At 72.7% G+C, this 25,506-nt stretch carries 21 protein-coding genes and 1 pseudogene; 10 read left to right on the top strand and 12 right to left on the bottom strand.

Going from position 1 to position 25,506, the window contains the following annotated elements; all coding sequences use genetic code 11:
* Both ABTZ17_RS27325 and ABTZ17_RS27320 read right to left on the bottom strand, forming a co-directional pair.
* A pseudogene (locus ABTZ17_RS27325) lies at nucleotides 1–191 on the bottom strand (2-oxoacid:ferredoxin oxidoreductase subunit beta); the annotation flags it as partial.
* On the bottom strand, nucleotides 184–2,082 hold the full coding sequence (locus ABTZ17_RS27320) for a 2-oxoacid:acceptor oxidoreductase subunit alpha (protein WP_352198390.1): 1,899 nt from the start codon (nucleotides 2,080–2,082) through the stop codon (nucleotides 184–186). The pseudogene ABTZ17_RS27325 and the gene ABTZ17_RS27320, both read right to left, overlap by 8 nt.
* 239 nt (nucleotides 2,083–2,321) lie before the next feature.
* Here ABTZ17_RS27320 and ABTZ17_RS27315 point away from each other — a divergent pair, with 239 nt between their 5' ends.
* The 4 genes from ABTZ17_RS27315 to ABTZ17_RS27300 all read left to right on the top strand — a co-directional run bounded on the left by ABTZ17_RS27315 (nucleotide 2,322) and on the right by ABTZ17_RS27300 (nucleotide 7,267).
* Nucleotides 2,322–4,673: a LuxR C-terminal-related transcriptional regulator gene (locus ABTZ17_RS27315; protein ID WP_352198389.1), complete on the top strand. Its 2,352-nt coding sequence runs from the start codon at nucleotides 2,322–2,324 to the stop codon at nucleotides 4,671–4,673.
* On the top strand, nucleotides 4,673–6,493 hold the full coding sequence (locus tag ABTZ17_RS27310) for an AMP-binding protein (protein ID WP_352198388.1): 1,821 nt from the start codon (nucleotides 4,673–4,675) through the stop codon (nucleotides 6,491–6,493). Before ABTZ17_RS27315 ends, ABTZ17_RS27310 begins: the two co-directional genes overlap by 1 nt.
* 112 nt (nucleotides 6,494–6,605) lie before the next feature.
* Nucleotides 6,606–6,869 (top strand): type II toxin-antitoxin system CcdA family antitoxin, encoded by a 264-nt coding sequence (locus tag ABTZ17_RS27305; protein WP_352198387.1) that lies wholly within the window; start codon nucleotides 6,606–6,608, stop codon nucleotides 6,867–6,869.
* The gene (locus tag ABTZ17_RS27300) at nucleotides 6,866–7,267 is read left to right on the top strand and encodes a PIN domain-containing protein (RefSeq protein WP_352198386.1); all 402 of its coding nucleotides are present in this window, start codon (nucleotides 6,866–6,868) and stop codon (nucleotides 7,265–7,267) included. Before ABTZ17_RS27305 ends, ABTZ17_RS27300 begins: the two co-directional genes overlap by 4 nt.
* A 130-nt stretch (nucleotides 7,268–7,397) precedes the next feature.
* On the opposite strand, the gene ispG is transcribed toward ABTZ17_RS27300, so the two are convergent.
* The 9 genes from ispG to ABTZ17_RS27255 form a co-directional block, all read right to left on the bottom strand.
* On the bottom strand, nucleotides 7,398–8,561 hold the full coding sequence (gene ispG / locus ABTZ17_RS27295) for a flavodoxin-dependent (E)-4-hydroxy-3-methylbut-2-enyl-diphosphate synthase (RefSeq protein WP_352198385.1): 1,164 nt from the start codon (nucleotides 8,559–8,561) through the stop codon (nucleotides 7,398–7,400).
* A gap of 219 nt (nucleotides 8,562–8,780) precedes the next feature.
* Complete coding sequence (gene dxs, locus ABTZ17_RS27290) at nucleotides 8,781–11,126, bottom strand: 1-deoxy-D-xylulose-5-phosphate synthase (RefSeq protein ID WP_352198384.1); 2,346 nt, start codon at nucleotides 11,124–11,126, stop codon at nucleotides 8,781–8,783.
* Between the two features lie 145 nt (nucleotides 11,127–11,271).
* A complete protein-coding gene (locus tag ABTZ17_RS27285) occupies nucleotides 11,272–12,195 on the bottom strand; it encodes a Gfo/Idh/MocA family protein (RefSeq protein ID WP_352198383.1) in 924 nt (307 codons plus the stop codon).
* Complete coding sequence (locus ABTZ17_RS27280) at nucleotides 12,192–13,325, bottom strand: Ldh family oxidoreductase (protein ID WP_352198382.1); 1,134 nt, start codon at nucleotides 13,323–13,325, stop codon at nucleotides 12,192–12,194. The genes ABTZ17_RS27285 and ABTZ17_RS27280 overlap by 4 nt, the downstream gene beginning before the upstream one ends.
* Before the next feature lie 11 nt (nucleotides 13,326–13,336).
* On the bottom strand, nucleotides 13,337–14,668 hold the full coding sequence (locus tag ABTZ17_RS27275; RefSeq protein WP_352198381.1) for a M20/M25/M40 family metallo-hydrolase: 1,332 nt from the start codon (nucleotides 14,666–14,668) through the stop codon (nucleotides 13,337–13,339).
* Complete coding sequence (locus tag ABTZ17_RS27270) at nucleotides 14,649–15,608, bottom strand: sugar phosphate isomerase/epimerase family protein (protein ID WP_352198380.1); 960 nt, start codon at nucleotides 15,606–15,608, stop codon at nucleotides 14,649–14,651. Before ABTZ17_RS27270 ends, ABTZ17_RS27275 begins: the two co-directional genes overlap by 20 nt.
* A complete protein-coding gene (locus ABTZ17_RS27265) occupies nucleotides 15,598–16,635 on the bottom strand; it encodes a Gfo/Idh/MocA family oxidoreductase (protein ID WP_352198379.1) in 1,038 nt (345 codons plus the stop codon). Before ABTZ17_RS27265 ends, ABTZ17_RS27270 begins: the two co-directional genes overlap by 11 nt.
* A gap of 26 nt (nucleotides 16,636–16,661) precedes the next feature.
* On the bottom strand, nucleotides 16,662–17,711 hold the full coding sequence (locus ABTZ17_RS27260; RefSeq protein ID WP_352198378.1) for a polyprenyl synthetase family protein: 1,050 nt from the start codon (nucleotides 17,709–17,711) through the stop codon (nucleotides 16,662–16,664).
* 97 nt (nucleotides 17,712–17,808) lie between these two features.
* Complete coding sequence (locus ABTZ17_RS27255; protein WP_352198377.1) at nucleotides 17,809–18,768, bottom strand: 4-hydroxy-3-methylbut-2-enyl diphosphate reductase; 960 nt, start codon at nucleotides 18,766–18,768, stop codon at nucleotides 17,809–17,811.
* A gap of 262 nt (nucleotides 18,769–19,030) precedes the next feature.
* Between ABTZ17_RS27255 and ABTZ17_RS27250 the strand changes: the two genes are divergently transcribed.
* On the top strand, nucleotides 19,031–19,261 hold the full coding sequence (locus tag ABTZ17_RS27250; protein WP_352198376.1) for a hypothetical protein: 231 nt from the start codon (nucleotides 19,031–19,033) through the stop codon (nucleotides 19,259–19,261).
* 659 nt (nucleotides 19,262–19,920) lie between these two features.
* Here the strand turns inward: ABTZ17_RS27250 and ABTZ17_RS27245 are convergent.
* Nucleotides 19,921–20,490 carry a GNAT family N-acetyltransferase gene (locus ABTZ17_RS27245; RefSeq protein ID WP_352198375.1) on the bottom strand — a complete coding sequence of 190 codons (570 nt, stop codon included), beginning with the start codon at nucleotides 20,488–20,490 and terminating at the stop codon, nucleotides 19,921–19,923.
* Between the two features lie 119 nt (nucleotides 20,491–20,609).
* On the opposite strand from ABTZ17_RS27245, the gene ABTZ17_RS27240 reads away from it, so the two are divergent.
* The 5 genes from ABTZ17_RS27240 (at nucleotide 20,610) to ABTZ17_RS27220 (ending at nucleotide 25,343) form a co-directional block, all read left to right on the top strand.
* Nucleotides 20,610–21,191, top strand: coding sequence for a hypothetical protein (locus ABTZ17_RS27240; RefSeq protein WP_352198374.1), 582 nt, complete (start codon nucleotides 20,610–20,612; stop codon nucleotides 21,189–21,191).
* Between the two features lie 159 nt (nucleotides 21,192–21,350).
* On the top strand, nucleotides 21,351–22,337 hold the full coding sequence (locus tag ABTZ17_RS27235) for a GlxA family transcriptional regulator (RefSeq protein WP_352198373.1): 987 nt from the start codon (nucleotides 21,351–21,353) through the stop codon (nucleotides 22,335–22,337).
* A 200-nt stretch (nucleotides 22,338–22,537) separates the two neighbouring features.
* Nucleotides 22,538–23,197: an isochorismatase family protein gene (locus ABTZ17_RS27230; RefSeq protein ID WP_352198372.1), complete on the top strand. Its 660-nt coding sequence runs from the start codon at nucleotides 22,538–22,540 to the stop codon at nucleotides 23,195–23,197.
* Between the two features lie 260 nt (nucleotides 23,198–23,457).
* A complete protein-coding gene (locus tag ABTZ17_RS27225; protein ID WP_352198371.1) occupies nucleotides 23,458–24,636 on the top strand; it encodes an LLM class flavin-dependent oxidoreductase in 1,179 nt (392 codons plus the stop codon).
* On the top strand, nucleotides 24,633–25,343 hold the full coding sequence (locus ABTZ17_RS27220; RefSeq protein ID WP_352198370.1) for a CE1759 family FMN reductase: 711 nt from the start codon (nucleotides 24,633–24,635) through the stop codon (nucleotides 25,341–25,343). Before ABTZ17_RS27225 ends, ABTZ17_RS27220 begins: the two co-directional genes overlap by 4 nt.
* Nucleotides 25,344–25,506 lie beyond the last annotated feature (163 nt).

Here is a 25,506-nt window from a genome sequence, read left to right as displayed (position 1 = left end):
GAGCAGCCGATCCCGGAGACGAAGACGATGTTCTCCTTCGCCAGGCCGAGTTCGGGCATGAAGCCCTGCACGGCGGCGAGGATGGCGTAGTCACCGCAGCCGGGGCACCAGCGGACTTCCTGGTCGGACTTGAAGTCCTTCGCGGACTGCTTCGCCTCCGCCTTCGGGACCAGCTTCAAAAGCTCAGACATCGACGGCCTCCTTCAGGACCGTGGCAAGCTGCTCGGCCTTGAACGGCATGCCGTTGACCTGCGTGTACGACTGGGCATCGATCAGGTACTTCGCCCGGATCAGCGTGGCGAGCTGACCGAGGTTCATCTCCGGGATGACGACCCGCTCATAGCGCGCGAGGACCTCCCCGAGGTTGTGCGGGAAGGGGCTGACGTGCCGCAGGTGCGCCTGCGCGATCGGCGACCCCGCCGTCCGCAGCCGTCGTACCGCCGCGGTGATGGGGCCGTAGGTGGATCCCCAGCCCAGCACGAGGGTGCGTGCGCCGTCGGGGTCGTCGACGTCCAGATCCGGGACTTCGATGCCGTCGATCTTGGCCTGACGGGTGCGGACCATGAACTCGTGGTTGGCGGGATCGTAGGAGATGTTCCCCGTCCCGTCCTGCTTCTCGATCCCGCCGATCCGGTGCTCCAACCCCGGCGTCCCGGGCACCGCCCACGGCCGCGCCAGCGTCCGCGGGTCCCGCTTGTAGGGCCAGAACACCTCCGACCCGTCCGCCAGGGTGTGGTTCGGCCCGGAAGCGAACTGCACCCGCAGGTCCGGGAGGTCATCGGGGTGCGGCACCCGCCACGGTTCGGAGCCGTTGGCGAGGTATCCGTCCGAGAGGAGGAACACCGGGGTGCGGTAGGTGAGCGCGATCCTCGCGGCGTCGATGGCGGCGTCGAAGCAGTCCGCCGGGGTGCGCGGCACCACGATCGGCACCGGCGCCTCACCATTGCGCCCGTACATGGCCTGGAGGAGATCCGCCTGCTCCGTCTTCGTCGGCAGACCCGTCGACGGACCACCGCGCTGGATGTCCACGATCAGCAGCGGCAGCTCCATGGAGACGGCCAGCCCGATGGTCTCCGACTTCAACGCCACACCCGGACCCGAGGTCGTCGTCACCGCCAAGGCCCCGCCGAACGCCGCACCCAACGCGGCCCCGATCCCCGCGATCTCGTCCTCCGCCTGGAAGGACCGCACGCGGAAGTTCTTGTGCTTGCTGAGCTCGTGCAGGATGTCCGAGGCCGGGGTGATCGGGTACGAGCCCAGGTACAGCGGCAGATCGGCCTTCTCGGCGGCGGCCACCAGGCCCAGCGAGAGGGCGAGGTTCCCCGAGATGTTCCGGTAGGTGCCCGCCGGGAAGGCCTGGCTCGCCGGGGCGACCTCGTAGGAGTCGGCGAAGTCCTCCGTCGTCTCCCCGAAGTTCCAGCCCGCGCGGAATGCCACGATGTTCGCCTCGGCGATCTCGGGCTTCTTCGCGAACTTCTTCCGCAGGAAGCTCTCGGTGCCCTCCGTCGGGCGGTGGTACATCCACGACAGCAGACCGAGGGAGAACATGTTCTTGCTCCGCTCGGCCTCCTTCCGGGTCAGCCCGAAGTCCTTCAGGGCCTCCACGGTCAGCGTGGTCAGCGGCACCTTGTGGAGCCGGTACCCGTCGAGGGAACCGTCCTCCAGCGGATCGGTCTCGTAGCCGACCTTCGCCATGGCGCGCTTGGTGAACTCGTCGGTGTTGACGATGATCTCCGCACCCCGCGGGACATCGCCGATGTTCGCCTTCAGCGCCGCCGGGTTCATCGCCACCAGCACGTCCGGGGCGTCGCCCGGCGTCAGGATGTCGTGGTCGGCGAAGTGCAGCTGGAACGAGGACACACCCGGCAGGGTTCCGGCAGGTGCCCGGATCTCCGCGGGGAAGTTCGGCAGCGTCGACAGGTCGTTCCCGAAGGACGCCGTCTCCGAGGTGAAACGGTCACCCGTCAGCTGCATGCCGTCACCCGAGTCACCCGCAAAGCGGATCACCACCCGGTCGAGACGCGTGACTGTTTTGGCCTGGGCGCTCACTAAGCCGGCCCCTCTCCCTGATTCCGGACCCATTCGCGAGGACGCATTGAATTCAGCCGCCCTTGTAACGGGCTAAAGGCGCCCGCCAGGGGCCCGGAGGCGCCGTTCCGCCCCGCGCCCCCATGGCCGGAAGCGGTCCCTCCGGACCGCCTGTGCAGGGCTCCTGCCTTGTCTTCAGAGCCCCTTAAGGCCCCCTGACTAGCGTCCGAAATCGCACTGTGGGGCCCCTGTCGCCCCTGGTGTACACCTGTGACAAGGGCATGAGGGGGAGAATGTCAACCGATCTCGGGACGCCTCTGCTGTCCGACGGACTGGTGGGGCGTGAGCTCGACCTGATGGGGGTTCAGGGTCGGCTCCAGGACCCCTCGATCAGGCTCACCACCCTCACCGGGCCCGGCGGCATCGGCAAGAGCCGGCTCGCCGCGGAGGCCGCCAGGTCCCTCGCGCACGAGTTCCCCGGCGGGATCCGCACCCTGGACCTGCCCGCGCTCACCACACCGCCCGCCGCGGGCCCCGCACCCGAGGACCCCGCCGGGGACCTCGCGGGCGTCCTAGCCGACGCCGTCTCCCGGGCCCTGCCCGAGACCGCCCCGGCCGGCCGCTTCCTGCTCGTCCTCGACGGGGTCGAGCACCTGACCGCGCTGCTCGCCCCGCTCGTGGCCGAGCACCTCGCCGACAACCCCTGGCTGACCGTCCTCGCCACCGGCCAGCAGGTCCTGCGCATCTACGGCGAACGCGTCGTGCCCGTGGCCCCGCTGGCGCCGCCCGGCCCCCTGCTGGAACCCGAGGTCGCCGACGTCCAGGAGAACCCGGCCGTCCAGCTCTTCACCCGGCGCGCCCACGAGGTGAACCCCGAGTTCACGCTCACCGCGGAGAACGTCGAAGCCGTCGTCGCCATCTGCAACCTCCTCGAAGGCGTCCCCCTCGTCCTGGAACTCGCCGCCCGCCGGCTGCGCCTGTTCCCGCTCCAGGAACTCCACGCCTGGCTCGGCCGAGGCGGCGACAGCCACCTCTCCGGCCCCGTCGACGTACCCGCCCGGCAGCGCTCCGTCCTCGCCATGGCCGAGTGGAGCTGCCGCGGCCTCACCACCGAACAGCGCAGCCTCCTCGGGCGGCTCGCCGTCTTCGAACGTGGCACCACCCTCGCCACCGCCGAGAAGGTGTCCCCACTGCCCCCCGCCGAGACCGCCGAGGCCATCGAGGCCCTCCTCGACCGCAACCTCCTCGCGCTCGCCGAACAGCCCCGCGCCGACAGCCGCCTCACCATGTCCCGCACCATCCGCACCTACGGACTCGCCCAAGTGGAGGAGACCGGGGACGGCCCGGCCGCCCGCGCCGCCCACGCCCGCCACTACCGCAAGCTCCTCCACACCCTCGACGGCCGCTTCCAGGGCTCCGAACAGCGCCGCTGGCTGCGCGCCGCCGCCGTCGAACACGAGAACGTGCTCGCCGCGCTCCGCCACCTCCGCGAGGAGGGCGACCTCCGCGGCCGCGCCGCGCTCGTCGCCGCCTCCCTGCGCCCCTGGCTCGTCAGCGGCGAACTCAGGGAAGGGCTCCGCTGGTTCGACAGCACCGCCCAGGCCCTGCACGCCGAACAGACCGCCCGCGGCGAGGAAGCCCCCGAGGACGAGGAACTCCTCCGCCTCAGCGCCCGCCTCCACGACGGAGCCGGTTGCCTCGCCGCCGCCCTCGGCGACCACGACGGCGCCTCCCACCGGCACCGCCGCGCCGTCGCCCTCTACAAACGGCTCCGCGACCCCCGCAAGGGCGCCCGCGCCTCCGCCCGCATGGGCCTCGCCTACTTCCACTGCGGGGACCGCGCCGTGGGCCAGTCCCTGCTGTCCGCCGCCCGCGCGACCCTGGAGGCCCAGGGCGACACCGCGGGCTCCGCCGAAGCCGCCACCGGCCTCGCCGAAGCCCTCACCGCGGGCGGGACCCCCGACAGCAAGGAAGCCAGAGAAGAGGTCCGGGGCCTCCTGGACCGCGCCGTCCGCATCCACCGCCAGAGCGGTGAGATCCGCGACCTCGCCCGCACCCTCCTCGTCAGCGCCCGCGCCGCCCTCCAGGACGAGGACGAGGAGACCGCCCAGACCGCCCTGCGGGAATCCCTGCGCCTCTTCGACTCCATCGACGAACGCACCGAACTCCCCGCCGCACTGGAGACCTTCGCCCTGATCATCCAGTCCACCGCCGGCCAGCCCCAGCGCGCCACCCGACTCTTCGCCGCCGCGGAATCCCTCCGGCGCCGCACCGGGGCCAAGGTCCCCGACGGCCACTGGAACCGCGTCCAGGAAGCCGTCACCGGGCTGCGCCGCCAGCTCGGCTGGACCGTCTTCGCCACCGCCTGGGTCGAGGGTCTGCGGCTCCGCCCCGGCGCCATGGCCGCCGAAGCCCTCGCCGCCGTCGGCCCCGGCCGCGCCGAGGACCGCGGCGAGGCCGCCGTCCTCACCCCCCGGCAGCTCCAGGTCGCCCTCCTCGTCGCCGAAGGACTCACCAACCGGCAGATCGCCGGACAGCTCAGCATCGCCGAATGGACCGTCGTCAACCACGTCCGGCACGTCATGCGCAAACTCGGCTGCAACTCCCGGGTCCAAGTGGCCTGGGCCGTAGGCAGGAGGCACTGATGGCGCTCCCCGCACCCACCGGCTCCCGCACCGCGCCCGGCGGCGCCCGTACCGCCCCCGCCCGCCCCCGCACCGGCCCCCAGCCCGCCCCCGCCCACCCGGTACCGGCCACCCCGGCCGCCCGCCCGGGCCCGGGCACCGACGCGCACCCGGCCACCGACACCGTCCCCCGCCCCCGCACCACCCCCGGCGGCAGCCGGAACCGCCCCCAACCCCAGCCCACCATCCCCCGCCCCGCACAGCCCCCCGCCGACGGCGGCGTACCCCTCGCCGACCTCCTCGCCGCCGTCCGACCCCCGCGCGCCCTCGCCGAGGAGTACCGCCGCGACGGCGCCTGGCGCTCCACCACCGTCCTCCACGACCTCCACCGGGCCGCGGCCGCCCACCCCCACCGCACCGCCATCACCGCCCACCGCGCCCACCAGCCCGCCGGCACCCGCGTCACCCGCCTCTCCTACGGGCAGCTCGTCGCCCTCGTCGACCGCTTCGCCCACGCCCTCGCCGCCCTCGGCATCGGCCCCGGCGACCCGATCGCCTTCCAACTCCCCAACTGGTGGGAGAGCTGCGCCCTCCTCCTGGCCTGCCTGCGCACCGGCGCCGTGGCCGTCCCCGTCATGCCCGGCTACGGCTCCCAGGACCTCGAAGCCGTCCTCACCGCCGCCCAACCCCGCCTCTGCGTGGTCCCCGACCTGTGGGAAGGCGCCTCACCCGCCGAAGCCCTCGCCGACCTCGCCCCCGCCCTGCCCTGGCTGCGCCACCGCATCGTCCTCGGCGACGCCGAGGCCACCGGCGCCCTCGACTTCACCGCGCACTTCGTCCGCACCCCCCACGAGCGCTACCAGCGCACCGGCTGGCTCCCGCTGCCCCCCGACCTCGCCGACCGGATCTGCCTCACCGTCAACTCCGTCGGGCTCCGCGAGACCCACACCATGTACATGCACACCCCGAACAGCCTGCACGCCCGCCTCGCCCTCACCGGCACCCCCGCGGTGCGCCCCGGCGAAGCCGTCTTCTCCGCCCTCCCGCTCGCCGCCCTGCCCTCCCTCCTGTACGGAGTGCTCGGCCCCCTCGCCGGCGGCGGCACCGCCGTCCTCCAGGACGTCTGGGACCCCGAGACCGCCCTCGACCTGCTCACCTCCACCGGCGCCGGCCTGGCCTTCGCCACCCCCGCCCAGTGGTCCGAACTCCTCGCCGCGCACGGCGAACACCCCCGCGAGCCGCTGTCCCTGCGCCGTGCCCTCTCCTCCGACCCGGCGGGCACCTCCACCCGGCTCGTCCAGCAGGTCCACGAGACCTGGCGGGTCCCCCTCACCGCCGGCGAGGACGGCACCACCCCCGGCCAGGAACCCGACCGCCCCGGCCCCGCCTCCAGCCCCGCCGTCTGGCAGCGCGGCACCGGCGGCCTCCGCCTCACCTGGGACACCCCGCCCGCCGGACCCCGACGCCCCCCGACCCCCACGGCCACCGCCGAGGACGCGGGCCGCCGCCAGGAGGTCGGCGGCGTCTTCCTGATGCCGGTCACCGACATCGAGGAACGCCTCCTCGCCCACCCCCGCATCGCCGAAGCCGCCGTCCTCGGCTACGTGGACCCCCAGCACGGCGAACTGGCCTGCGCCGTCCTCGTCCCCGCCGGCGACCCGCCCGCCCTCCCCGAGATCCGCGAGCACCTCCTCGCCCACGGCACCGCCGAAGCCCACCTCCCGGCCCGCCTGGAACTGGTCGGCGCCCTCCCGCGCGCCGACACCGGCGCCCTCGACCGCCGTCGCCTCCGCGCCCTCCTCACCCGCCGCCAAGCCCTCACCGGCCCCACCCCGGACTGACCCGGGCCACGGAAAACACGAGAGGCCGCCCGGCCCACCCGGGCGGCCTCTCGACGTCTCACCCTGGGTGCACCGCCCGACCCGAATGCGCATACCGGGGTATGCTTGACGGATGTCGTCCACTACGCGCATCACCGTCACTCTGCCCACGGAGCAGGTGGCCGAGCTGAAGAAGCTCACGGACAACGTCTCCGGATACGTGGCGGAGGCCGTGGCCCGCCAGATCCGTCACCAGCTCCTCGCCGAGGGCAACCGGGAGTACGAGGCCGAACACGGCGCCTTCACCGATGAGGAGATGGCCGAGGCGTTCGCCCGGCTCGCAGGCACCGGGACCGGCACGGAGGCAGCCGGCGGCACGGCCACGGAAGCCGCGTGAGCGAACGGATCGAGACCGCCGTCCTGGATGCCCAGGGGCTGTCGTCGTGGATCGCCGGAGACCGTCGCACCCAGGCCCTGATCAAGGCTTTCGAAGTGTTCGGAACCGACCTCGTGGTCTGCGCCAACACGATCGTCGAGGTCTCCCACGCCAGAGTGAACACCGCCCGACTGGACTGGACGCTCTCTCGGGTCCGGGTCGAACCGGTCACCGCGCAGTCGGCCCGAGCGGCCGCGCGACTCCTGAAGGAGAACGGCCTGCACGGCCACAAGTACGCCCTCGACGCCACCGTCGCCGAACTCGCCCTGCGCCAGAGAGGCCCGGTCGCCGTGCTCACCTCGGACGTGGACGACATGACCCGCCTCTGCGGCCCCCGCGTCCGCCTCGTCCCCTGCTGACCCCACCCCGGGAAGCACGCCGGCCCCGTCCCCCCTGAGGGGAAGACGGGACCGGCGGTTGGTGGGGCCCGCGGGAGCGGGGCGGGGCGGGCTCGGGGGCGGCCCGCGCGGCGGGCTGGCGGGAGTGGGGTCACAGGACCGCCACGCTGGGCGAGTCCCCGGCGCGGGCGTCCCGCTCCTCCTCCGGCATCGCCTCGATCAGCTTCAGGGCCTCCTCGATCAGCGTCTCCACGATCTTGGCCTCGGGCACCGTCTTGATGACCTCGCCCTTCACGAAGATCTGGCCCTTGCCGTTGCCGGAGGCCACCCCGAGGTCGGCCTCGCGGGCCTCGCCCGGACCGTTCACCACGCAACCCATGACCGCCACCCGCAGCGGCGCGTTCAGGCCCTCCAGGCCCGCCGTCACCTGGTCCGCGAGCTTCCACACGTCCACCTGCGCCCGGCCGCACCCGGGGCACGAGACGATCTCCAGACCTCGCTTGCGCAGGTTCAGCGACTCCAGGATCTGCAGGCCGACCTTGATCTCCTCGACCGGCGGCGTGGACAGCGAGACCCGGATCGTGTCGCCGATGCCGTCGCCGAGCAGCGCCCCGAAGGCCACGGCCGACTTGATGGTCCCCTGGAAGGCCGGACCGGCCTCGGTGACGCCCAGGTGCAGCGGGTAGTCGCACTGGGCGGCCAGCTGCCGGTACGCCTCGATCATGACGACCGGGTCGTTGTGCTTCACCGAGATCTTGATGTCGCGGAAGCCGTGCTCCTCGAAGAGCGAGGCCTCCCACAGCGCCGACTCCACCAGGGCCTCGGGCGTGGCCTTGCCGTACTTCTGCAGCAGACGCTTGTCGAGGGAACCGGCGTTGACGCCGATCCGGATCGGCGTGCCCGCGCCCGAGGCGGCCCGCGCGATCTCCTTGACCTTGTCGTCGAACTGCTTGATGTTGCCTGGGTTGACGCGCACCGCCGCGCATCCGGCGTCGATGGCCGCGAACACGTACTTCGGCTGGAAGTGGATGTCGGCGATCACCGGGATCTTCGACTTGCGGGCGATCTCCGGCAGCGCGTCCGCGTCGTCCTGGGAGGGCACCGCCACCCGGACCATCTGGCAGCCGGCCGTCGTGAGCTGGGCTATCTGCTGGAGCGTGGCGTTCACGTCCGAGGTCAGGGTCGTGGTCATGGACTGGACGGACACCGGGGCGTCGCCGCCCACCGCCACGTTCCCGACCATGATCTGACGGGTCTTCCGCCGCGGGGCGACGGTCTTCGGGGGCAGGGACGGGGAGCCGAGCAGAACGGTCATGACAGGAGTTCCCTTCGGGAAGTCGCACCGACGGTGCGTGGATGAGGGAGCGAGGGAGGAGAGGGGAGAGGAAGGAGAGGGGGAGGGGAGGGGTGCCGCACGGATCCTGCGCTGTCTCTGTGGAGCCGAGGTGCTCGGCCGCCCACGTGCTCTGTACGGGAGGAGGAACAGGAAGGGTGGGTGCCGGGGGCGGTACGCCTCGGACGTACCGCCCCGCCGTCAGACCAGCTGCTCGGCGCCGGCCGTGCCCGCGCCCAGCCGCTGCAGGCTCTCGCCGAGCCGCAGGGCGATGTCGCCCGGGGTCAGCCCCAGCGCCTTGAGGATGTCGGCCCGCTTCGCGTGGTCCAGGAACTCCTGGGTGATGCCGAACTCCCGGGTCGGGGTGTCCACCCCGGCCGCCCGCAGCGCCAGCGCCACCGCGGAACCGGCACCGCCTGACAGCCCGTTGTCCTCGACCGTCGCCACCAGCCGGTGCCGCGCCGCCAGCGGGATCAGCGCCGCGTCCACCGGCTTGATCCACCGCGGGTCCACCACGGTGCAGCCGATCCCGTCGGCCTCCAGCAGCGAGGCCGCGTCCAGGCAGGTCTGCGCCATGCTGCCGACCGCCACCAGCAGGATGTCCTCCGACTCCCCGCGGTGCAGCACGTCCACCCCGCCGACCGTGTCCACGGTGTCGATGTCGGACTGCACGGGGCCCTTCGGGAAGCGGACCGCCGTCGGCCCGTCCTGCACCGCGATCGCCTCGTTGAACAGCTCGCCCAGCCGGCGCCCGTCCCGCGGGGCCGCGATCCGCATGCCCGGCACCACGTTCAGCAGCGACAGGTCCCACATGCCGTTGTGGCTGGCACCGTCGTCACCCGTCACCCCCGCCCGGTCCAGCACGAAGGTCACCGCCTGCTTGTGCAGGGCCACGTCCATCAGCGCCTGGTCGAAGGCCCGGTTCAGGAAGGTCGCGTACATCGCCACGACCGGGTGCATGCCACCCATCGCCAGCCCCGCCGCCGAGGTCACCGCGTGCTGCTCCGCGATGCCCACGTCGAAGGTGCGCTCCGGGAAGGCCAGCGAGAAGTCCCGCAGTCCCGTCGGCTCCAGCATCGCCGCCGTGATCGCCACCAGGTCCTTCCGCCGGTGGCCGGCCTTCACCAGCTCCTCGCTGAACACCGAGGTCCAGCTGCGCGGCGCCGGGGTCGCCGGGGCCTTGGCCCGGCCCGTCCGCGGGTCGAAGGCCGCCGTCGCGTGGAACTTGTCCAGCTCGTGGTTCTCCGCCGGGGCGTAGCCGTTGCCCTTCGTGGTGATCACGTGGACCAGCACCGGGCCGCCGAAGTGCCGGGCCCGCGTCAGCGCCTTCTCCAGCGCCACCGTGTCGTGCCCGTCCACCGGACCGATGTACTTCAGGCCCAGCCCGTCGAAGAGGTTCTGCGGGGCGACGGTGTCCTTCAGGCCCTTCTTCGCCCCGTGCAGCACCTCGTACAGGCCGCCGCCCACCACCGGGGTCTCCTTGGCGACGATCTTGCCCCACTCCAGGAGCCGCTCGTACTTGTGCGAGGTCCGCAGCTTCGTCAGCTGTTCCGCCAGCCCGCCGATGGTCGGCGCGTACGAACGCCCGTTGTCGTTGACGACGATCACCACCGGCAGTTCCTTGTCGGCGGCGATGTTGTTGATCGCCTCCCAGCACATGCCGCCCGTCATGGCGCCGTCACCGATGACCGCGACCACCGCGCGGTCCTTCTCCCCGCGCAGCTTGTGGGCCTTGGCCAGCCCGTCCGCGTACGACAGGGCCGTCGTCGCGTGCGAGTTCTCCACCAGGTCGTGCACCGACTCCGCCCGCGAGGGGTAACCGGATATGCCGCCCGCCTGCCGCAGCCCGTCGAACCGGTCCGCCCGACCCGTCAGCATCTTGTGCACGTACGTCTGGTGGCCGGTGTCCCACACGATCTGGTCGTACGGGGAACGGAACACCCGGTGCAGGGCGATCGTCAGCTCCACCACGCCTAGGTTCGGGCCGAGGTGCCCGCCGGTCTTGGAGACCTTCTCCACCAGCGTCTCGCGGATCTCCGCGGCCAGCTCGGTCAGCTGCTCGTGGCTCAGCGACCGCAGGTCCTCCGGGGTGCGCAGGGCCCGCAGCAGACGGCCCACGCCCTCGCCCCGGTCCCGGTGGCCCGCGGCCGGCACGAACCTGATCTCGGTGGACGGCTCCAGGCCGATCTCTGGGCCCGTGCGCGGCGGCACGGCCGAGATCAACACGTTGTAGTGGTTCGGGAAGTGGCAGGCGTCGTAGCCCAGGACGGTACCGACCAGCTGGTCACCGGCCCACACCTCGTCACCCCGGTCCAGCACACCGCCGTTGGTGAGCTCGACGAACCCCAGGAACGCCACCCGGTCGATGGTCGCGCCCGGCTGCGCCGTGACCTGGTCCGTGGTCACCAGCTCGTGGATCTCGCCCTCCCGTACACACCGGCTGGTGTACGGCTCCAGGACCATGCCGCGGTCGTCACGGCGGTGCTTCAGCACCTTCACGACGACGCCGTTGACGCTCTTCTTGCGGCCGTTCTCCGGGTGTGCCATGACGGTTCAACTCCCTTGGGAAGTGCGGGATCAGTGAGGGTGGGGGTGCAGGGTGTGACGGGGGAGGGGGAGGAGTGGAGAGGGGAGGGGGAGGGGGGGTGGGGCGGGGCCGCCCGGCGGACCGGGCGGCACCCCGCCGACCCCGCTAGACGAGCGCCGCGCGCTCCGCCCGGTACACCTCGTGCACCAGCTCCAGCGTGGCCAGACCGTCCGGCCAGGTGGCGCGCTCACCGCGCAGCACCTCCGCGAACTCCTCCAGCACCCCGACGTACTCGTGGCCCAGCGAACTCTTGAAGGCCGGGTAGCCGCCCAGCATGTCGGCCTCGAAGCGACGCCCGTCCGCCAGCCGGACCTCGACGTCCTTCAGCTCGCCGTGCCCGTACTGCCAGTCCAGGTCCACCACCGCGGTCACGCCCTCCGGCGTGGCCAGCCGGATCACGGCCTGCTGGTCGGTGCCGCCCGCGTCCCGGGTCACCTGCGCCCCGGTCAGCGCCACGTCACCCAGGAACAGGTGCACCAGGTCGATCGCGTTCGGACCGTTGTCGGCCACCGCACCGCCGCCGCAACGCTCCGGGTTCAGGTACCACTGGTCCCGACCGACGTGCTCCTCGATCTTCTCCCAGTACCGCACCGTCACCTGCTCCACCGGCACGTCCGCCGGCAGCGACCCGAGCAGCTCCAGCACGTTCGTGTTGTAGCGCCGGTGGTACGCCGTGAACAGCGGCACCCCCTGCGCGGCCGCCAGGTCCCGCAGGTCCCGGCCCTCCGCCACCGTGATGGCGAGCGGCTTCTCCACGCACACCGCGCGCCCCGCGGCCAGCGCGTCCCGGACCACCCGGTAGTGCACGTCGTTCGGGACGTTCACCACCACCGCGTCCAGCTCCGTGCCCGCCAGCAGCTCCCGGTGGTCCCGGTACGTCGGGATCCTCCCCTCGAACGGCGCCAGCACCTCCTCGTTCAGGTCGCACACCGCGGCCAGCTCCAGACCGGGAAGACCGTTCTCCAGCGCCTCCAGGTAGAAGCGGGAGATCACCCCCAGCCCCACGATGCCGATACGGATCCTGCTCATCGATCTTCTCCAAGGGGAGTAGGCGGAACGAGGGAGAACTGATCGGCGACCTCCAGCAGCTCGCCGTGCAGGGCGGCCGCCAGCGGCACGCCGTCCGTACGCGCCTCACGGGCGTGGTGGGCCTCCGGCCAGCCCGGATAGCGCACCGGCTTCGCCGGATCGATCGCCGGCGCGTCCAGCAGGGCACCGAACAGGTCCCCCGCCTGGTTCAGGAACTCGTCCTCGGGCCGCAGCCCGCCCGGCGCGATCGCCAGCGCCAGGAAACCGATGTTGTCGTCACGGCCGTTCGGACGGGCCCCGCCCAGCTCCCCGGTCGGACCCAGGTTCGCCCCCGGCAGCAGCGCCGCCAGCGTCTCCACCAGCAGACTCAGCCCGTACCCCTTGAAGGAACCGGTCTCCGGACGCCCGCCCAGCCACTGCAGGTGCGCCTCGCCCCGGTCGAAGGCCGCCGGATCCGTCACCGGAGTCCCCGCGTCATCGGCCAGCCAGCCCTCCGGGATCTCCTTCCCGGCCCGCGCCGCCGCCCGCACCCGGCCCGTCGGCACCACCGTCGTGCTCATGTCCAGCACGTACGGCGGGTACTCCCCGGCCGGCACCGCCAGACTGAACGGGTTCGTGCCCAGCATCGCCGCCGAACCACCCGGCGGCCGGATGATCCGCTGCCCGCCGCAGTTCCCGGCCAGCAGCCCGATCTGGTTCCGCAGCGCCAGCCGCTGCGCGAAGTACCCGGCACACCCGAAGTGCGTCCCGTTGTACAGCGACACCAGACCCACCCCGTACCGGGCGGCCCGCTCCGCGGCCAGGTCCATCGCGGCGCCCGCCGACCACAGCCCCAGCGCCCGGTGCGAGTCCACCAGGACCGCCGCGCCCTTGTCGGCGACGATCTCCAGGTCCGCGGCCGGATCGGCACGCCCCTCCGCGAACAGCGGCAGGTACTGCCGGGTCAGATTCGCCAGACCGTGCGAGGAAACCCCCGTCAGGTCCCCGTACACCAGGGCCTCGGCGGCCGCCAGCGCCCGTTCCGGAGCGAGACCGCAGGCCGTGAACACCTCGGCGGTGAACCCGACGAGCTCGCCGTAGTCGAGCCGTACGGTCCCCGACCGCGCGGCAGTGGATATAGCGGTGGTCATCTCAGGTCCCATCACTTCGTGAACGTCGGATCGCTGCTCGCGAAGGCGATCAGCAGCCGGGCGATGTCCCCGGCGAACAGCTCCAGCTCCTCCCGGTCGGCGAACTCGCCCTCGGCGTGCGCGTTGTTCCGCTGCAGGTCACCCGGCCCGAACACCGCCGTGAAGCTGTCCGGCAGCCCGTCCGCCCAGATCGCGTCGCAGGTGAACGCCGCCTCGCCGTCCGGCCAGGGCACCAGCCCCGCGCCCTCCGTCAGCAGCCGCTCCGCCCACGGATCGGCCGCGTTCAGCGCGGGCAGACCCCGCTTCAGCCAGTCCAGGGACGTGATCGCCTCGGCGTCCTCGGCGGTCCGCCCGACCAGGCCGCTCCCGGCGAACCGGTGCCGGAACCCGGCCAGACCCACCCGCAGCTCCCGCCGCATCGCCTCCTCCAGCGCCACCCCGTCGGCACCGGAGCCGTAGGACAGGTTCAGCAGCAGCTGCCCCGTCCCGTACACCTTGTTGTGCAGCGGACCCGTCTGCAGACCCGCCACGCACACCTGACCGCTCGCCGCGTGCTGCGGCAGCGCCTCCGCCAGGTGCCCGGCCAGATGACCCAACAGCACCGAGGCGTTGTGACCGGCGGCCGGGGCGTCGTCGATCGAGTCGTCCCCCGCCACCCGCACCCGGGCCGTCATCGCCGCCGTCGACCGCGTCAGCAGCCGCCGCCCGGTCGGCTCGCAGAAGATGTTCAACCGGCCCGTGTACCCGCGTTCGACCAGCTCCCGGGTCCCGTAGACCCCCATGGCGCCGCCCTCTTCGCCGGACACCAGCTGGATCAGGACCCCGACCTCCCGGCCGATCGCGGACTCCGCCTCGACCGCCGCCCGGATCCCGGCCAGCAGACCCACCGCCGGACCCTTCGCGTCGATGGCGCCCCGACCGTGGAACCGGCCGTCCGCCAGCGACACCGGCTGCACCCCGGCCACCGTGTCCACGTGGACGTTGAACATCACCGTCGCCGACCGCGGCAGCTCCGGCCCCAGCCGCAGCACCAGGCTCGGCTGCGAGGACAGGAACTCCGGGTCCTCCTCCACCGCCCACCGCACCACCGCCGGAACCTGCTCGTCGGCCAGCGCCTCCGGCTCCGCCGTACCGTGCCAGACCACGGTGAAGCCCAGCTCGCGCGCCGCCTCCGCGTACGCCCGCTGCGCCTCCCACAGCCGCACCTCGGCCCCGGGCCCCGTCTCCAGCGGACCCGCCGTCGGCAGCGACAGCAGCCGCAGCAGCAGTTCCTCGTCGCCGGCGGTGAGCGGCGCGGTCCGCAGCTCCTCCGTCGTGCGCCGCTCAGTCGTGGATGCCGGCACGTACCCGCTCCTCTCTCGTCTCGTCGGCGGCCGCGGCCACCACTTCCTCCGCCACCAGCCGCTCCAGGTGCCGCCCGTACTCCACGAACAGCTCCGGACCGTCCTCACCGAGCTCCGTACGGCTCTCGTGCGGCCGCAGCGCCAGATGCGGTTCGATGGACCAGGCCCCGGTGAACCCGTGCTCCAGCAGCAGCCGCAGACACCGCGCCACCTGGCTCTCGCCCTGACCCGGCAGCGTGTACGCCGCCGCGTCCCCGCTGCCCACCGCGTCCTTCACGTGGACGTGCGCCACGGCCTCCGGACACCGGCGCATCAACTGCTCCAGCACCTCGTACGCCTCGTAGTGGTAGGCCGCCCCGTTCCCGGTGTCGAACAGCAACCGCAGGGCCGGACTGTCCACCTCCGTCAGCAGCCGCACCATCCGGTCCGCGCTGCGCCCCGCCCACCCCGCACAGTTCTCGTGCAGGAGGACCAGGCCCGAGGCGTTCGCCCGCGCGGCCAGCAGCCGCATCCGACGGATCACCTCGGCGCCCCAGCTCTCCTCGTCCCACCCGTCGTTCGGGTACGACATCACCCGCACGTACCGGGTGCCGAGCGCCGCGCACCGCCGGCTGAGCCGGTCCAGCTCCGCCAGGTCCTGCTCCAGGCCCTGGCTGATCGGACGGGACCAGTCGGCGATCCGCGAGTCCACGCACGCCGTGCCCAGTCCCGCCCGGTCCAGCCCCTGGAGCACCGCGTCGAAGGACGCGTCGTCCAGGTCCGCGATGGCCGTCCCGCCCACGCTGCGCAGCTCGATCAGCTGCCAGCCCAGCCCGGACACCGCACGCAGCTGCTGTTCCAGGGTCCGCCCGGCCTCGTCGCCGATCCCCGCGTACAGGATCCCGGGGGCCGCTTCGCCCTGCGGAGAGAGCCGGGCGTAGCGGGTCTGGTCACGAAGCATGGGGCAGAGCCTCCTCTTGGAGGGCCTCCTCGAGGCGGGCGATCCGCGCCAGCTCCTTGGCCTCCGCGAGCACCGTCGTCACCCGGGCGTTGAGCCGGAAATCGGCGTCCAGATCGGCGCCCGTGGTGAACTGCTCGTACGCGTGGAGGAGGAACCGGGCCAGCGAATCGTCCCGGAACACCGCGCGGGTGTCCCCGCCGTCGGCGGAGGTGTTCAGGTGCGCGTAGTCGTCGCTCTCGCTGATCGGGTAGTGGCCCACGGCCCACCCGTCGCTGAACCCGAGCCGGATCACCCGCTCCCGGATCGGCGAGGCCAGATCGGAGAAGATCTCCGTCTGCACCCCGCTCTCGTGGCCGAACAGCAGCCGCGCCGCACCCATCTCGGGGACCACCGTCTGCCCGACGTGCATGTCGTGCAGCTCGGCCCCCGCGGTACGGCCGTCACCGGCCAGGCTCAGCGCCACCCCCACCGAATGCGGCAGCTCCACGTCGAAGGCGGTGGGGTGCCCCTCCGTCGCCAGGGTCCGCACCAGGCGCGGCTTGCGCTGCGCCACGAAGATGCTCTCCAGGCGACCGAGGGAACCGTCCTCGACCAGCGCCCGCAGCCGCGTGGTCAGGGCGCTCTGCAGCCAGTGCGCCACCACCATCATCCGCAGCCCGTGACCGGTCCGCAGGGCCTCGATGGCGGGCAGCTCCTCGGTGTCGGCCACCAGCGGCTTCTCCACCAGGATCCGGTCGAACCCCAGCTCGGCCAGCTCCCGCAGCACCTCCAGACGGTGTGTCGGAGGGGTGCACAGGTGGACGATGGTGTCCTTCGGGTCCAGCAGGTCGACGGCCTTCGCCAGCTGCGGCACGGCGATCACGTCGGGCTCGCCGAGCTGCGGGGTCCGCGGGTTGAAGTCGTGGACCACCGGGGGCAGGTCGGAGATCAGGGCGGCACCGCGTTCGGTGCGGCGCAGCCGCTCCAGCACGGTCCAGTGCAGCCCGTGACCGGCCCGGCCGAAGCCTACGATCAGTGTTCTGGGCATGGTTCGCTCCCGTGGGCGGTCGGGGGTCAGTGGCTGCGGTAGGCGACCCGCGTCGCCAGCCGGGAGAACTCCTCGACCCACTCCCGGTCCAGCCCGGAAGCCGCGATCGACTCGACCGCCTTGTCCACGAGCCCCGCGATGGTGCGCTCCACCGTCGCCCGGACCCCGGTCTCCTCCAGCACCTGGCGGATCAGGTCCACGTCCCAGGGCGCGCCGTCCTTGCGGTCCAGCAGCCCGCGCACCCGCGGGTCGCGCTCGGCGGCCAGGGCCAGCAGCAGGGTCATCTTGTGTTCGGCGAAGTCCAGACCGGTGGGCTTGCCGGCGTCCTCGGTGGTGCCGAAGGCGTCGATCAGGTCGTCGCGGAGCTGGAAGGCCTCGCCGAGCGCCAGACCGTAGGTCTCGAAGGCCGAGGCCAGGTCGGGACGGCCGGCCAGGGTCGCGCCCAGCACCAGCGGACGGTGGATGGTGTAGCGGCCCGACTTGCACACGGCTATCCAGCGCGACAGCGACGGGTCGACCACGCCCTCCGCCGCGACCGCGACGTCCAGGTGCTGACCGATGATCATCTCGGCGCGCAGCTCGTCCCAGACGGCGCGGGCCGGGGCCGGGAAGCGGTTGGTGAGCTGGTCGGCGTAGATCAGCGCCAGGTCCCCGGCGAGGACGGCGACGCCCTCACCGAACCGGCGGGACTCGCCCTGCCAGCCGTTGCTCTGGTGCTCCGCCTCGTGCACCCGGTGCACGGTGGGCGAACCGCGACGCAGAGAGGAGTTGTCCACCACGTCGTCGTGGATCAGCGCGAAGGCCTGGAGCAGTTCCAGCGCCGCCGAGGCGTCCACGGCCACCGTGTCGGAGGGGTTGCCGCCCGCGGCCAGGAAGCCGCTGAGCGCGAACACCGGGCGCAGCCGCTTGCCGCCGCTGGCCACGAGCGAGGAGATCGCGTCCACGGGCTGCGCGGCCCGCGGGTTGATGCCGTACCAGTACGCGCGCTGGTGCTCGACGAACTGTTCCAGCCGCTGCTCCACCTGGCCGAGCAAATCGGCCCGGAGCTGCTGGATATCGGGGACTACGGTCGTCATGGCAGCCTTCTCTGAGAGTCTGAGAGGAATTCGGAATGTGCGCATTCGGAATGCGCGCGGAACCGTGCGCGGAACCCCGCGGGGAATCCGGGTGAACTCACGTGGCGGACGAGGCCCCGGCGAGCGACGCCGGCAGGCCGAAGACCACGTTCTCCACCGCCGACTGCTCCAGCTCCAGCCCGGTGTAGCCGTACTCGACGAGCCGCTCCAGCAGCTGGTCGACGAGGATCTCCGGGGCGCTCGCCCCGGCGCTGACGCCGACCGAGGTGACCCCCTCCAGCCACGCCGGGTCCAGATCACCCACCTCGGGCACCAGGTAGGCGGCGGTCCCCAGGTCCCGGGCCACCTCCACCATCCGGATCGAGTTGCTGGAGTTCGTCGAACCCACCACCAGGACCAGGTCGCTGCGTTCCGCGATGGCCTTGACCGCGTTCTGCCGGTTCTGGCTCGCGTAGCAGATGTCGCCCTTCGCGGGACCGCCCAGGGCCGGGAACTTCTCCCGCAGCGCGTCGATGATCCCGGAGGTCTCGTCGAGCGACAGGGTGGTCTGCGACAGGTACGCCACGTTGGCGTCCGAGGGCAGGTCCAGCTTGGCCACCGACTCCACGTCCTCGACGATGATGGTCGCCTCGGGGGCCTCCCCGTAGGTGCCCTCGACCTCCTCGTGGTCGCTGTGGCCGATCAGGAGGATCGTCTTGCCGTCGCGGGCGTACCGGATGGCCTCCTGGTGCACCTTCGACACCAGCGGGCAGGTCGCGTCGATGACGTCGAGCTCGCGCTGCTTGGCGTTGGTGCGGACCGCCGGGGAGACGCCGTGCGCGGAGAACACGCACACCGCGCCCTCGGGCACCTCCTCCTCGGAGTCCACGAAGATCGCACCGCGCTGCTCCAGGGACCGCACCACGTAGTGGTTGTGCACGATCTCCTTCCGCACGTACACCGGCGGGCCGTACTTGTTCAGTGCCTCCTCGACGATCGAAATCGCGCGGCGCACACCTGCGCAGAATCCACGCGGCTCCGCCAGAATCACCTTCTTCGGAGCTCTGGTTTCTGACATCTCGTGTCTCCCGTTTCGGTCGGTCGCGGTGAATCCGAGACTGCCGACACCCGCGGAAACCAGTCAACGAACAGACCCCCGCACCCCCAGGACCGGCCCGCAGAAGGCGAATTACTCCCCGGACGCTGCCACGTCCCCCGCCCCGGCCGGCATTCCTGCCACCCCACCCGCCCCACCCCCGCGCCCCTTTGTCATCCCCCTGCCATCGGAGCCCCCCGGACCGCCCCACCGCCCCTTTAGCGCCGTGCCCCCACACTGGCCCATGACCGAAGACCGCCGCCGCGCCATCCTGGACCTCCTCCAGGAACGCCTCTCCGCCCTCCCCACCCCCGAGGGCACCCCGCCCCTGCGCGCCGAGCAGCTCCTCGCCTACCTCCAGGCCAAGGACCCCGACGCGGGCGACCCCCACAGAGAAGCCCTCATAGACGCCACCCTCCTCTCCGCCCTGGAAGCCTTCATCTCCCCGAACACCCCCACCTCCCCGGCCAACTGACGGGGCCTCCGGGGCGGGACCGTTTCCACGGCTGAAGCGACGCGTGGTCGAAGCGATCCCGAGCCCGAACCGGTCCGCGCCCGACGCCGTCCGACGTCGTCCCAGGCTCCCGCGCAGCGACCCAGACACGTCCCTGCCCGGCCCCCGCGCCTCTCTCGCGCCGCAGCCCGGCCCCGAGCACACCCGAGCCGCCCCGGCCCCGCAAGGCCCCTCAGCCCGCGCGCCACCGTAGGGCCCCGGGCCCCGCGTCACCTCTTGAGCGCCCCGACCAGCCGGGCCCGTTCCCGCAACTCCCGCACGGCTCGAACGCGCCCGTACGGCCGTAGGCGCAGCGTCATCACCTCGAAGTGTTCGTCCCCCCGGGCCGAGGAAAGCACCTCGTACTTGTCCAGGAACCGCTGCCAGGACTCGCAGGCAGCCTCGACGTGCCCGATGGCCGGCTGTCGCTGCGCGAGGACTCCGTAGGCGTGCAGCCGTCCCTGCCGCTCGGTGGGCGCCTGGATCCGGATGGACTCACGCCCTCCACCACCAGCCCGAGAGGCCGGATCCCAGCCGGTACGACGGGATCGTCGGCCCGGCAGGAGCCGGGCCCGCCGGGCGACAGAACCCGGCGTACAGCCCGACTCGCGCGCCCCGTCGCCGGATGCCGGCCAGCCCCGCTACAGCATCCGCTTGAAGCCGTCGTGGCTCGCCGTGAAGCCCAAGCCCTCGTAGAACCGGTGCGCCGCCGCCCGCTCCTTGTTGCTCGTCAGCTGCACCAGGGCGCAGCCCCGCTCCCGGGCCCGGGCGACCGCGCCCTCCATCAGGACCCGCCCCAGCCCCGTACCGCGCCGGTCCGCGCGGATGCGCACCGCCTCGATGAGGACCCGTTCGGCACCGCCCTTGCCCAGGCCGGGGATGTACGTGGCCTGGAGGCAGCCCAGCACCACGGCCCGGCGGTCCGCTCCGCCCGCCCGATCCGCCTCGCCGCTCTCCGCCGCGACCAGCACCAGGAGCTCGTTCCGCGGATCCGCCTCGATCGCCGCGAAGGCCCGCTCGTACGCCTCCCCGACGACCACCGAAGCCGGATCCACCACCCGCTCCTCGTCGGCGAGCAGCGCCAGCACGGCCGGCAGCTCGGCACGGGTCGCGGGACGCAGCACGGCCCCGCGCGCGGCCTCGGGACCCGCGGCAACCTCGGGGAGCACGGCAACCTCGGAAACTTCGGCGACCTCGGGCATCAGCGACATGATCCTGCACCCTAGCCGGCACCCCCGATCACCCCGCCCCCGCCCCCGCCCCCGATCCCGGGCCCGCTGCCGCCGGAAACCCGTGGAGCCGCCGGGCCCCGGCCGCCCATACTTCGGCCATGACCCGCACCACGCCGCCCGGCCACCGCTTCAGGGATCCCCGCGCCGAGAAGGACGACTTCCTCGACTCGATCCTCGTCCGCTGCCCGCGCTGCGACCGGCCCGCCCGGGTCATCTCAACCCCCACCCTCACTCCCACCCCCGCCCCGGCTCCGGATCCGGTCCCGGCTCCGAAGGCGAAAGCGTCCGCATCCCCGGTCCCGGCCCCGCCCCGGGCCCCGTCCGGGCTCTTCGCCCCGCGGCGGCTGGCCTGCGGCAACTGCGGGCTGGCGAAGTCCTGGACCGGCCGCTCCGTCGTCATCTACGGCAGCTCCCGCCACCAGGCCGGAGACCCGTACTTCGGCCTCCCTCTGTGGTTGCAGACGGAGACCCGGCACGGCCTGATCTGGGCCTACGACCTCGCGCACCTCGACCTCATCAAGCGCTACGTCCAGGCCACGCTCCGCGAGGGCATCCCCTGGGGCGACCACGGGCGCCGGATGACCCTGATCGCGCGCCTCCCGTTCTGGATGAAGAAGGCCGGCAACCGGGCGGAGATCCTCCGCGCCATCGACCGCATCCACGCCACCCTCGGCCCCTGACCGGCCGCTGACCGGCCCCTGACCGGCCCGTCCGCCCTCGGCTCCTGACCGGCCGCTCCCTGCCTTCCCCGGCCCCTGACCCCTCCGGGGGATCCCCGTGTCCGGATCTGACAGAAGACCGTCATTGCCGCCACCCCCGCCACCGGCCACGATGGACCCATGCCCCGCACCCGCCGCGTGATCATCGTCCTCTTCCCGGACGTCGACCTCCTCGACGTCACGGGCCCCGCCGAGGTCTTCGCGCTGGCCAACCGCGAGACCGGCGGCCGCGCCGGCTACCGCGTGGAGCTCGCCGCCCCGGCCCCCGGCCCCGTCACCACGGCCGCCGGGATCCGCCTGGTCGCCGACCTCTCCTTCGCCGAGGTGGCCGGGGCCGTGGACACCCTGCTGGTTCCGGGTGCCGTGGACGTCCACCCCGACGGCGAGATCCGGGCCCGCGTCGACCCCGACGTGGTCACCTGGCTGGAGGAGGCCGCCCCGCAGGCCCGCCGCGTCGCCTCGGTCTGCGCGGGTGCCCACCTCCTGGCCGCGGCCCGGCTCCTCGACGGCCGCACGGCCACCACCCACTGGTCCACGGCGGCCCAACTGGCCGCCGAACACCCCGAGGTGACCGTCGACCCCGACCCCATCTTCATCCGCAGCGGCCGGGTCTGGACCGGGGCCGGCATCAGCGCCTGCATGGACCTCGCCCTCGCCCTCGTCGCGGAGGACCTGGGCGAGGAGACGGCCCTGGCCGTCGCCCGCCACCTGGTCATGTACCTCAAACGCCAGGGCGGCCAGAGCCAGTTCTCCGTACCTCTCTCCAAACCGGCGGCCTCCCGCCGCGACATCGACGACCTCCGCATGCACATCGCCGACCACCTCGACGGGGACCTCTCCGCCGCGGCCCTCGCCGCCCGCATGAACCTCAGCGAGCGCCACTTCGCCCGCGTCTTCCGCCAGGAGACCGGCACCACCCCGGCCTCGTACGTGGAAGCCGCCCGCGTCGAATCGGCCCGCCGCCTCCTGGAGGGCACCGACCACACCCTCGAACGGGTGGCCGCGACCAGCGGCCTCGGCTCCGTGGAAACCCTCCACCGCGCCTTCCGGCACCAGCTCAACACCACCCCGGCCGCCTACCGCCGCCGCTTCCGCACCACCACCTGACCACCCGGTCACCCGACCCGCACCCCTACGTCCCCCAAGGCCGCAAGGCCCCTCCGGCCTACCCACACCCACACCCGCGCCCACCGCGCCCACCGCGCCCACCCGCACCCATGCGCGCACGCCCACCCGCACGCCCACGCCCACCCCGCACACGACCCGGCCCGTCCGGGAACCCACCCACCACGCACAGGAGCACAGCCATGCCCGAATCCACCCCGTCCCAGAACCCCGCCGCCACCACCGCCACCACCACGCCCACCGCCTCCGCCCCCCTCCGCGAGGTCTCCGGCCTCACGAACGAGCTGCCCCGCCTCGCCGACAGCACCCTCGTCCTCATCGACTTCCAGAACACCTACCGCGGCGGCGTCATGGCACTGGAGGGCGCCGAGCAGGCCCTCGCCGCCGGGGCCCGCCTCCTGGCCGCCGCCCGCGCCGCCGGCACCCCCGTGGTGCACGTGGTCAACGACGGCGGGGAGGGCACCCCGTACGACATCCGCGCGGAGATCGGCGCCATCAGCCCCGAGGTCGCCCCGCGCGAGGGGGAGACGGTCGTGGTGAAGCAGGTCCCGAACGCCTTCCACGGCACCACGCTGGAGAAGACGCTCCGCGAGCTCGGCGCCGGCCCTGACCTCGTCCTCGCGGGCTTCATGACCCACATGTGCGTCACCTTCACCGCGCAGGGCGCCTTCAACCTCGGCTTCCGCCCCACCGTGGTCGCCGAGGCCACCGCCACCCGCCCCCTCGCGGCCCCGGACGGTACCGTCCTGCCCGCCGCCACCCTCCAGGCCGCGGCCCTGACCACGATCACCGACCTGTTCGGCCCGGTGGCCCCCACCGTCGACAGCCTGTCCCTCGCCTGACCGAACGGGGGGGCCACGAACCGCGGCGGTCCCGGACCACGGGGGACCGGGACCGCCGCACACCGGGGGAGGGGAGCCGGGGCCGGGAACGAGAGGGGGACTCCTCCCGGCCCCGTCCGCTGTGCCCCACCCCTCCACCCCCCACCCTTCCTGCCCCCGCCCCCCGCCTCACCACCCAGGGAATAGGTCCCCCCACCTCCCCGTTCCAGGATATAGTTGAAAAATCAACAACCCTACGAAGCAGGGGAGCGGAGCCAGCCATGCAGTTCGGGATCTTCACCGTCGGAGACGTCACGCCGGACCCGACCACCGGACGCGCGCCCAGCGAGCACGAGCGCATCAAGGCGATGCTCGCCATCGCGCAGAAGGCGGAGGAGGTCGGCCTCGACGTCTTCGCCACGGGCGAGCACCACAACCGGCCCTTCGTCCCGTCCTCCCCGACCACGATGCTCGGCTACATCGCCGCCCGCACCGAGAACCTCATCCTCTCGACCTCCACCACGCTGATCACCACCAACGACCCGGTGAAGATCGCCGAGGACTACGCGATGCTCCAGCACCTCGCCGAGGGCCGCGTCGACCTCATGATGGGCCGCGGCAACACCGGCCCGGTCTACCCCTGGTTCGGCAAGGACATCCGCGACGGCATCGACCTCGCCATCGAGAACTACGCCCTGCTCCGCCGCCTCTGGGACGAGGACACCGTCACCTGGAAGGGCAAGTTCCGCACGCCGCTCCAGTCCTTCACCTCGACGCCCCGCCCCCTGGACGACGTCGCCCCCTTCGTCTGGCACGGCTCGATCCGCTCGCCCGAGATCGCCGAGCAGGCCGCGTACTACGGCGACGGCTTCTTCCACAACCACATCTTCTGGCCCGCCTCCCACACCCGGCAGATGGTGAACCTGTACCGCCAGCGGTACGCCCACTACGGGCACGGCACCCCCGAGCAGGCCATCGTCGGCCTCGGCGGCCAGGTCTTCATGCGGAAGAACTCCCAGGACGCGATCCGCGAGTTCCGCCCCTACTTCGACAACGCGCCGGTCTACGGCCACGGGCCCTCCCTGGAGGAGTTCACCTCGCAGACCCCGCTCACCGTCGGCTCCCCGCAGCAGGTCATCGAGCGCACCCTCTCGTTCCGGGACTACGTGGGCGACTACCAGCGCCAGCTGTTCCTGATGGACCACGCGGGCCTGCCCCTGAAGACCGTCCTCGAACAGCTCGACCTGCTCGGCGAGGAGGTCGTCCCCGTCCTCCGCAAGGAGTTCGCGAGCCTCCGCCGCCCCGGCGTCCCCGACGCCCCCACCCACGCCGCCCGCGTGGCCGCCCGCGCCGAGGAAGCCACCCGCACCGAGGCCCAGTCCAACCCCCAGGCCCCGTCCCCGTCCGCGTCCCGGAACCACGTTGAGGGCCGGAAGCAGGAACAGGAGCAGCAGGCATGAAGCTCGTCGTCGTCTCGGCAGGTCTCAGCTCCCCTTCCTCCACCCGCCTGCTCGCCGACCGCCTCGCGGCCGGCACCCTGGCCCATCACCCCCACGCCACCGTCGAAACGATCGAGCTGAGGGACCTGGCCACGGAGATCGCCCAGCACTTCACCACGGGTTTCCCGCCCGCCCGGCTCGCGGCGGCCCTCGACGCCGTCGCGGCCGCGGACGGCCTGATCACCGTCACCCCGGTCTTCGCGGGCTCCTACAGCGGCCTCTTCAAATCCTTCTTCGACCTCATCGACAAGGACGCCCTCACCGGCAAGCCCGTCCTCCTGGGTGCCACCGGCGGCACCGCCCGCCACTCGCTGGTCACCGAACACGCCATGCGCCCGCTCTTCAGCTACCTGCGCGCGCTCACCCTCCCCACCGCGGTCTACGCGGCCTCGGAGGACTGGGGCGAGGACGGCCTGGCCCACCGCATCACCCGCGCCGCCACCGAACTGGCCAAGACCCTCACCCCGTCCGCCCCCGCACCCGAGGCCCCCGCCCCCATCCCCCCACCCGCGCTCACACCCACACCCGCACCCGCCACCCCGGACGTGGACACCACGGCGGCCATCGCCCCCCGCTCCCTCACCGGAGCCATCACCTCGGTCGACCCGGACCACGGCTTCACGATCACCCCCTTCGCCGAACGCCTGGCGGCCCTCCAACGCACCTGACCCGCCCACCGCACGGGGGCAACGACTCGGCGCACCCGACCCGACCCACACACCCTGCGGGGCTCGACGGAACAGTCCGTCGAGCCACCACGGTGCACGGTGACATCAACATGTTCCTGGCGGGCGACCCGAACGCCGGTCTGTTCCTGACCGGCTTCTTCCC

The sequence above is a fragment of the Streptomyces sp. NPDC097619 genome (assembly GCF_040302735.1).
Lineage (GTDB): Bacteria > Actinomycetota > Actinomycetes > Streptomycetales > Streptomycetaceae > Streptomyces.
The sequence above is the reverse complement of the archived record's forward strand: the minus strand, read 5'-3'. Positions and strand labels throughout refer to the sequence as shown.

What these genes read in the sequence shown, in the direction of transcription:
- ABTZ17_RS27225 (WP_352198371.1), top strand. Translation starts at nt 23,458, where the DNA reads ATGCAGTTCGGGATCTTCACCGTCGGAGACGTCACGCCGGACCCGACC.
- ABTZ17_RS27270 (WP_352198380.1), bottom strand. Translation starts at nt 15,608, where the DNA reads ATGCTTCGTGACCAGACCCGCTACGCCCGGCTCTCTCCGCAGGGCGAA.
- ABTZ17_RS27260 (WP_352198378.1), bottom strand. Translation starts at nt 17,711, where the DNA reads ATGACGACCGTAGTCCCCGATATCCAGCAGCTCCGGGCCGATTTGCTC.
- ABTZ17_RS27245 (WP_352198375.1), bottom strand. Translation starts at nt 20,490, where the DNA reads ATGTCGCTGATGCCCGAGGTCGCCGAAGTTTCCGAGGTTGCCGTGCTC.
- ABTZ17_RS27255 (WP_352198377.1), bottom strand. Translation starts at nt 18,768, where the DNA reads ATGTCAGAAACCAGAGCTCCGAAGAAGGTGATTCTGGCGGAGCCGCGT.
- ABTZ17_RS27315 (WP_352198389.1), top strand. Translation starts at nt 2,322, where the DNA reads ATGTCAACCGATCTCGGGACGCCTCTGCTGTCCGACGGACTGGTGGGG.
- ABTZ17_RS27240 (WP_352198374.1), top strand. Translation starts at nt 20,610, where the DNA reads ATGACCCGCACCACGCCGCCCGGCCACCGCTTCAGGGATCCCCGCGCC.
- ispG (WP_352198385.1), bottom strand. Translation starts at nt 8,561, where the DNA reads ATGACCGTTCTGCTCGGCTCCCCGTCCCTGCCCCCGAAGACCGTCGCC.
- ABTZ17_RS27220 (WP_352198370.1), top strand. Translation starts at nt 24,633, where the DNA reads ATGAAGCTCGTCGTCGTCTCGGCAGGTCTCAGCTCCCCTTCCTCCACC.
- ABTZ17_RS27280 (WP_352198382.1), bottom strand. Translation starts at nt 13,325, where the DNA reads ATGACCACCGCTATATCCACTGCCGCGCGGTCGGGGACCGTACGGCTC.
- ABTZ17_RS27235 (WP_352198373.1), top strand. Translation starts at nt 21,351, where the DNA reads ATGCCCCGCACCCGCCGCGTGATCATCGTCCTCTTCCCGGACGTCGAC.
- ABTZ17_RS27310 (WP_352198388.1), top strand. Translation starts at nt 4,673, where the DNA reads ATGGCGCTCCCCGCACCCACCGGCTCCCGCACCGCGCCCGGCGGCGCC.
- ABTZ17_RS27230 (WP_352198372.1), top strand. Translation starts at nt 22,538, where the DNA reads ATGCCCGAATCCACCCCGTCCCAGAACCCCGCCGCCACCACCGCCACC.
- ABTZ17_RS27250 (WP_352198376.1), top strand. Translation starts at nt 19,031, where the DNA reads ATGACCGAAGACCGCCGCCGCGCCATCCTGGACCTCCTCCAGGAACGC.
- ABTZ17_RS27320 (WP_352198390.1), bottom strand. Translation starts at nt 2,082, where the DNA reads ATGGGTCCGGAATCAGGGAGAGGGGCCGGCTTAGTGAGCGCCCAGGCC.
- ABTZ17_RS27285 (WP_352198383.1), bottom strand. Translation starts at nt 12,195, where the DNA reads ATGAGCAGGATCCGTATCGGCATCGTGGGGCTGGGGGTGATCTCCCGC.
- ABTZ17_RS27265 (WP_352198379.1), bottom strand. Translation starts at nt 16,635, where the DNA reads ATGCCCAGAACACTGATCGTAGGCTTCGGCCGGGCCGGTCACGGGCTG.
- dxs (WP_352198384.1), bottom strand. Translation starts at nt 11,126, where the DNA reads ATGGCACACCCGGAGAACGGCCGCAAGAAGAGCGTCAACGGCGTCGTC.
- ABTZ17_RS27305 (WP_352198387.1), top strand. Translation starts at nt 6,606, where the DNA reads ATGTCGTCCACTACGCGCATCACCGTCACTCTGCCCACGGAGCAGGTG.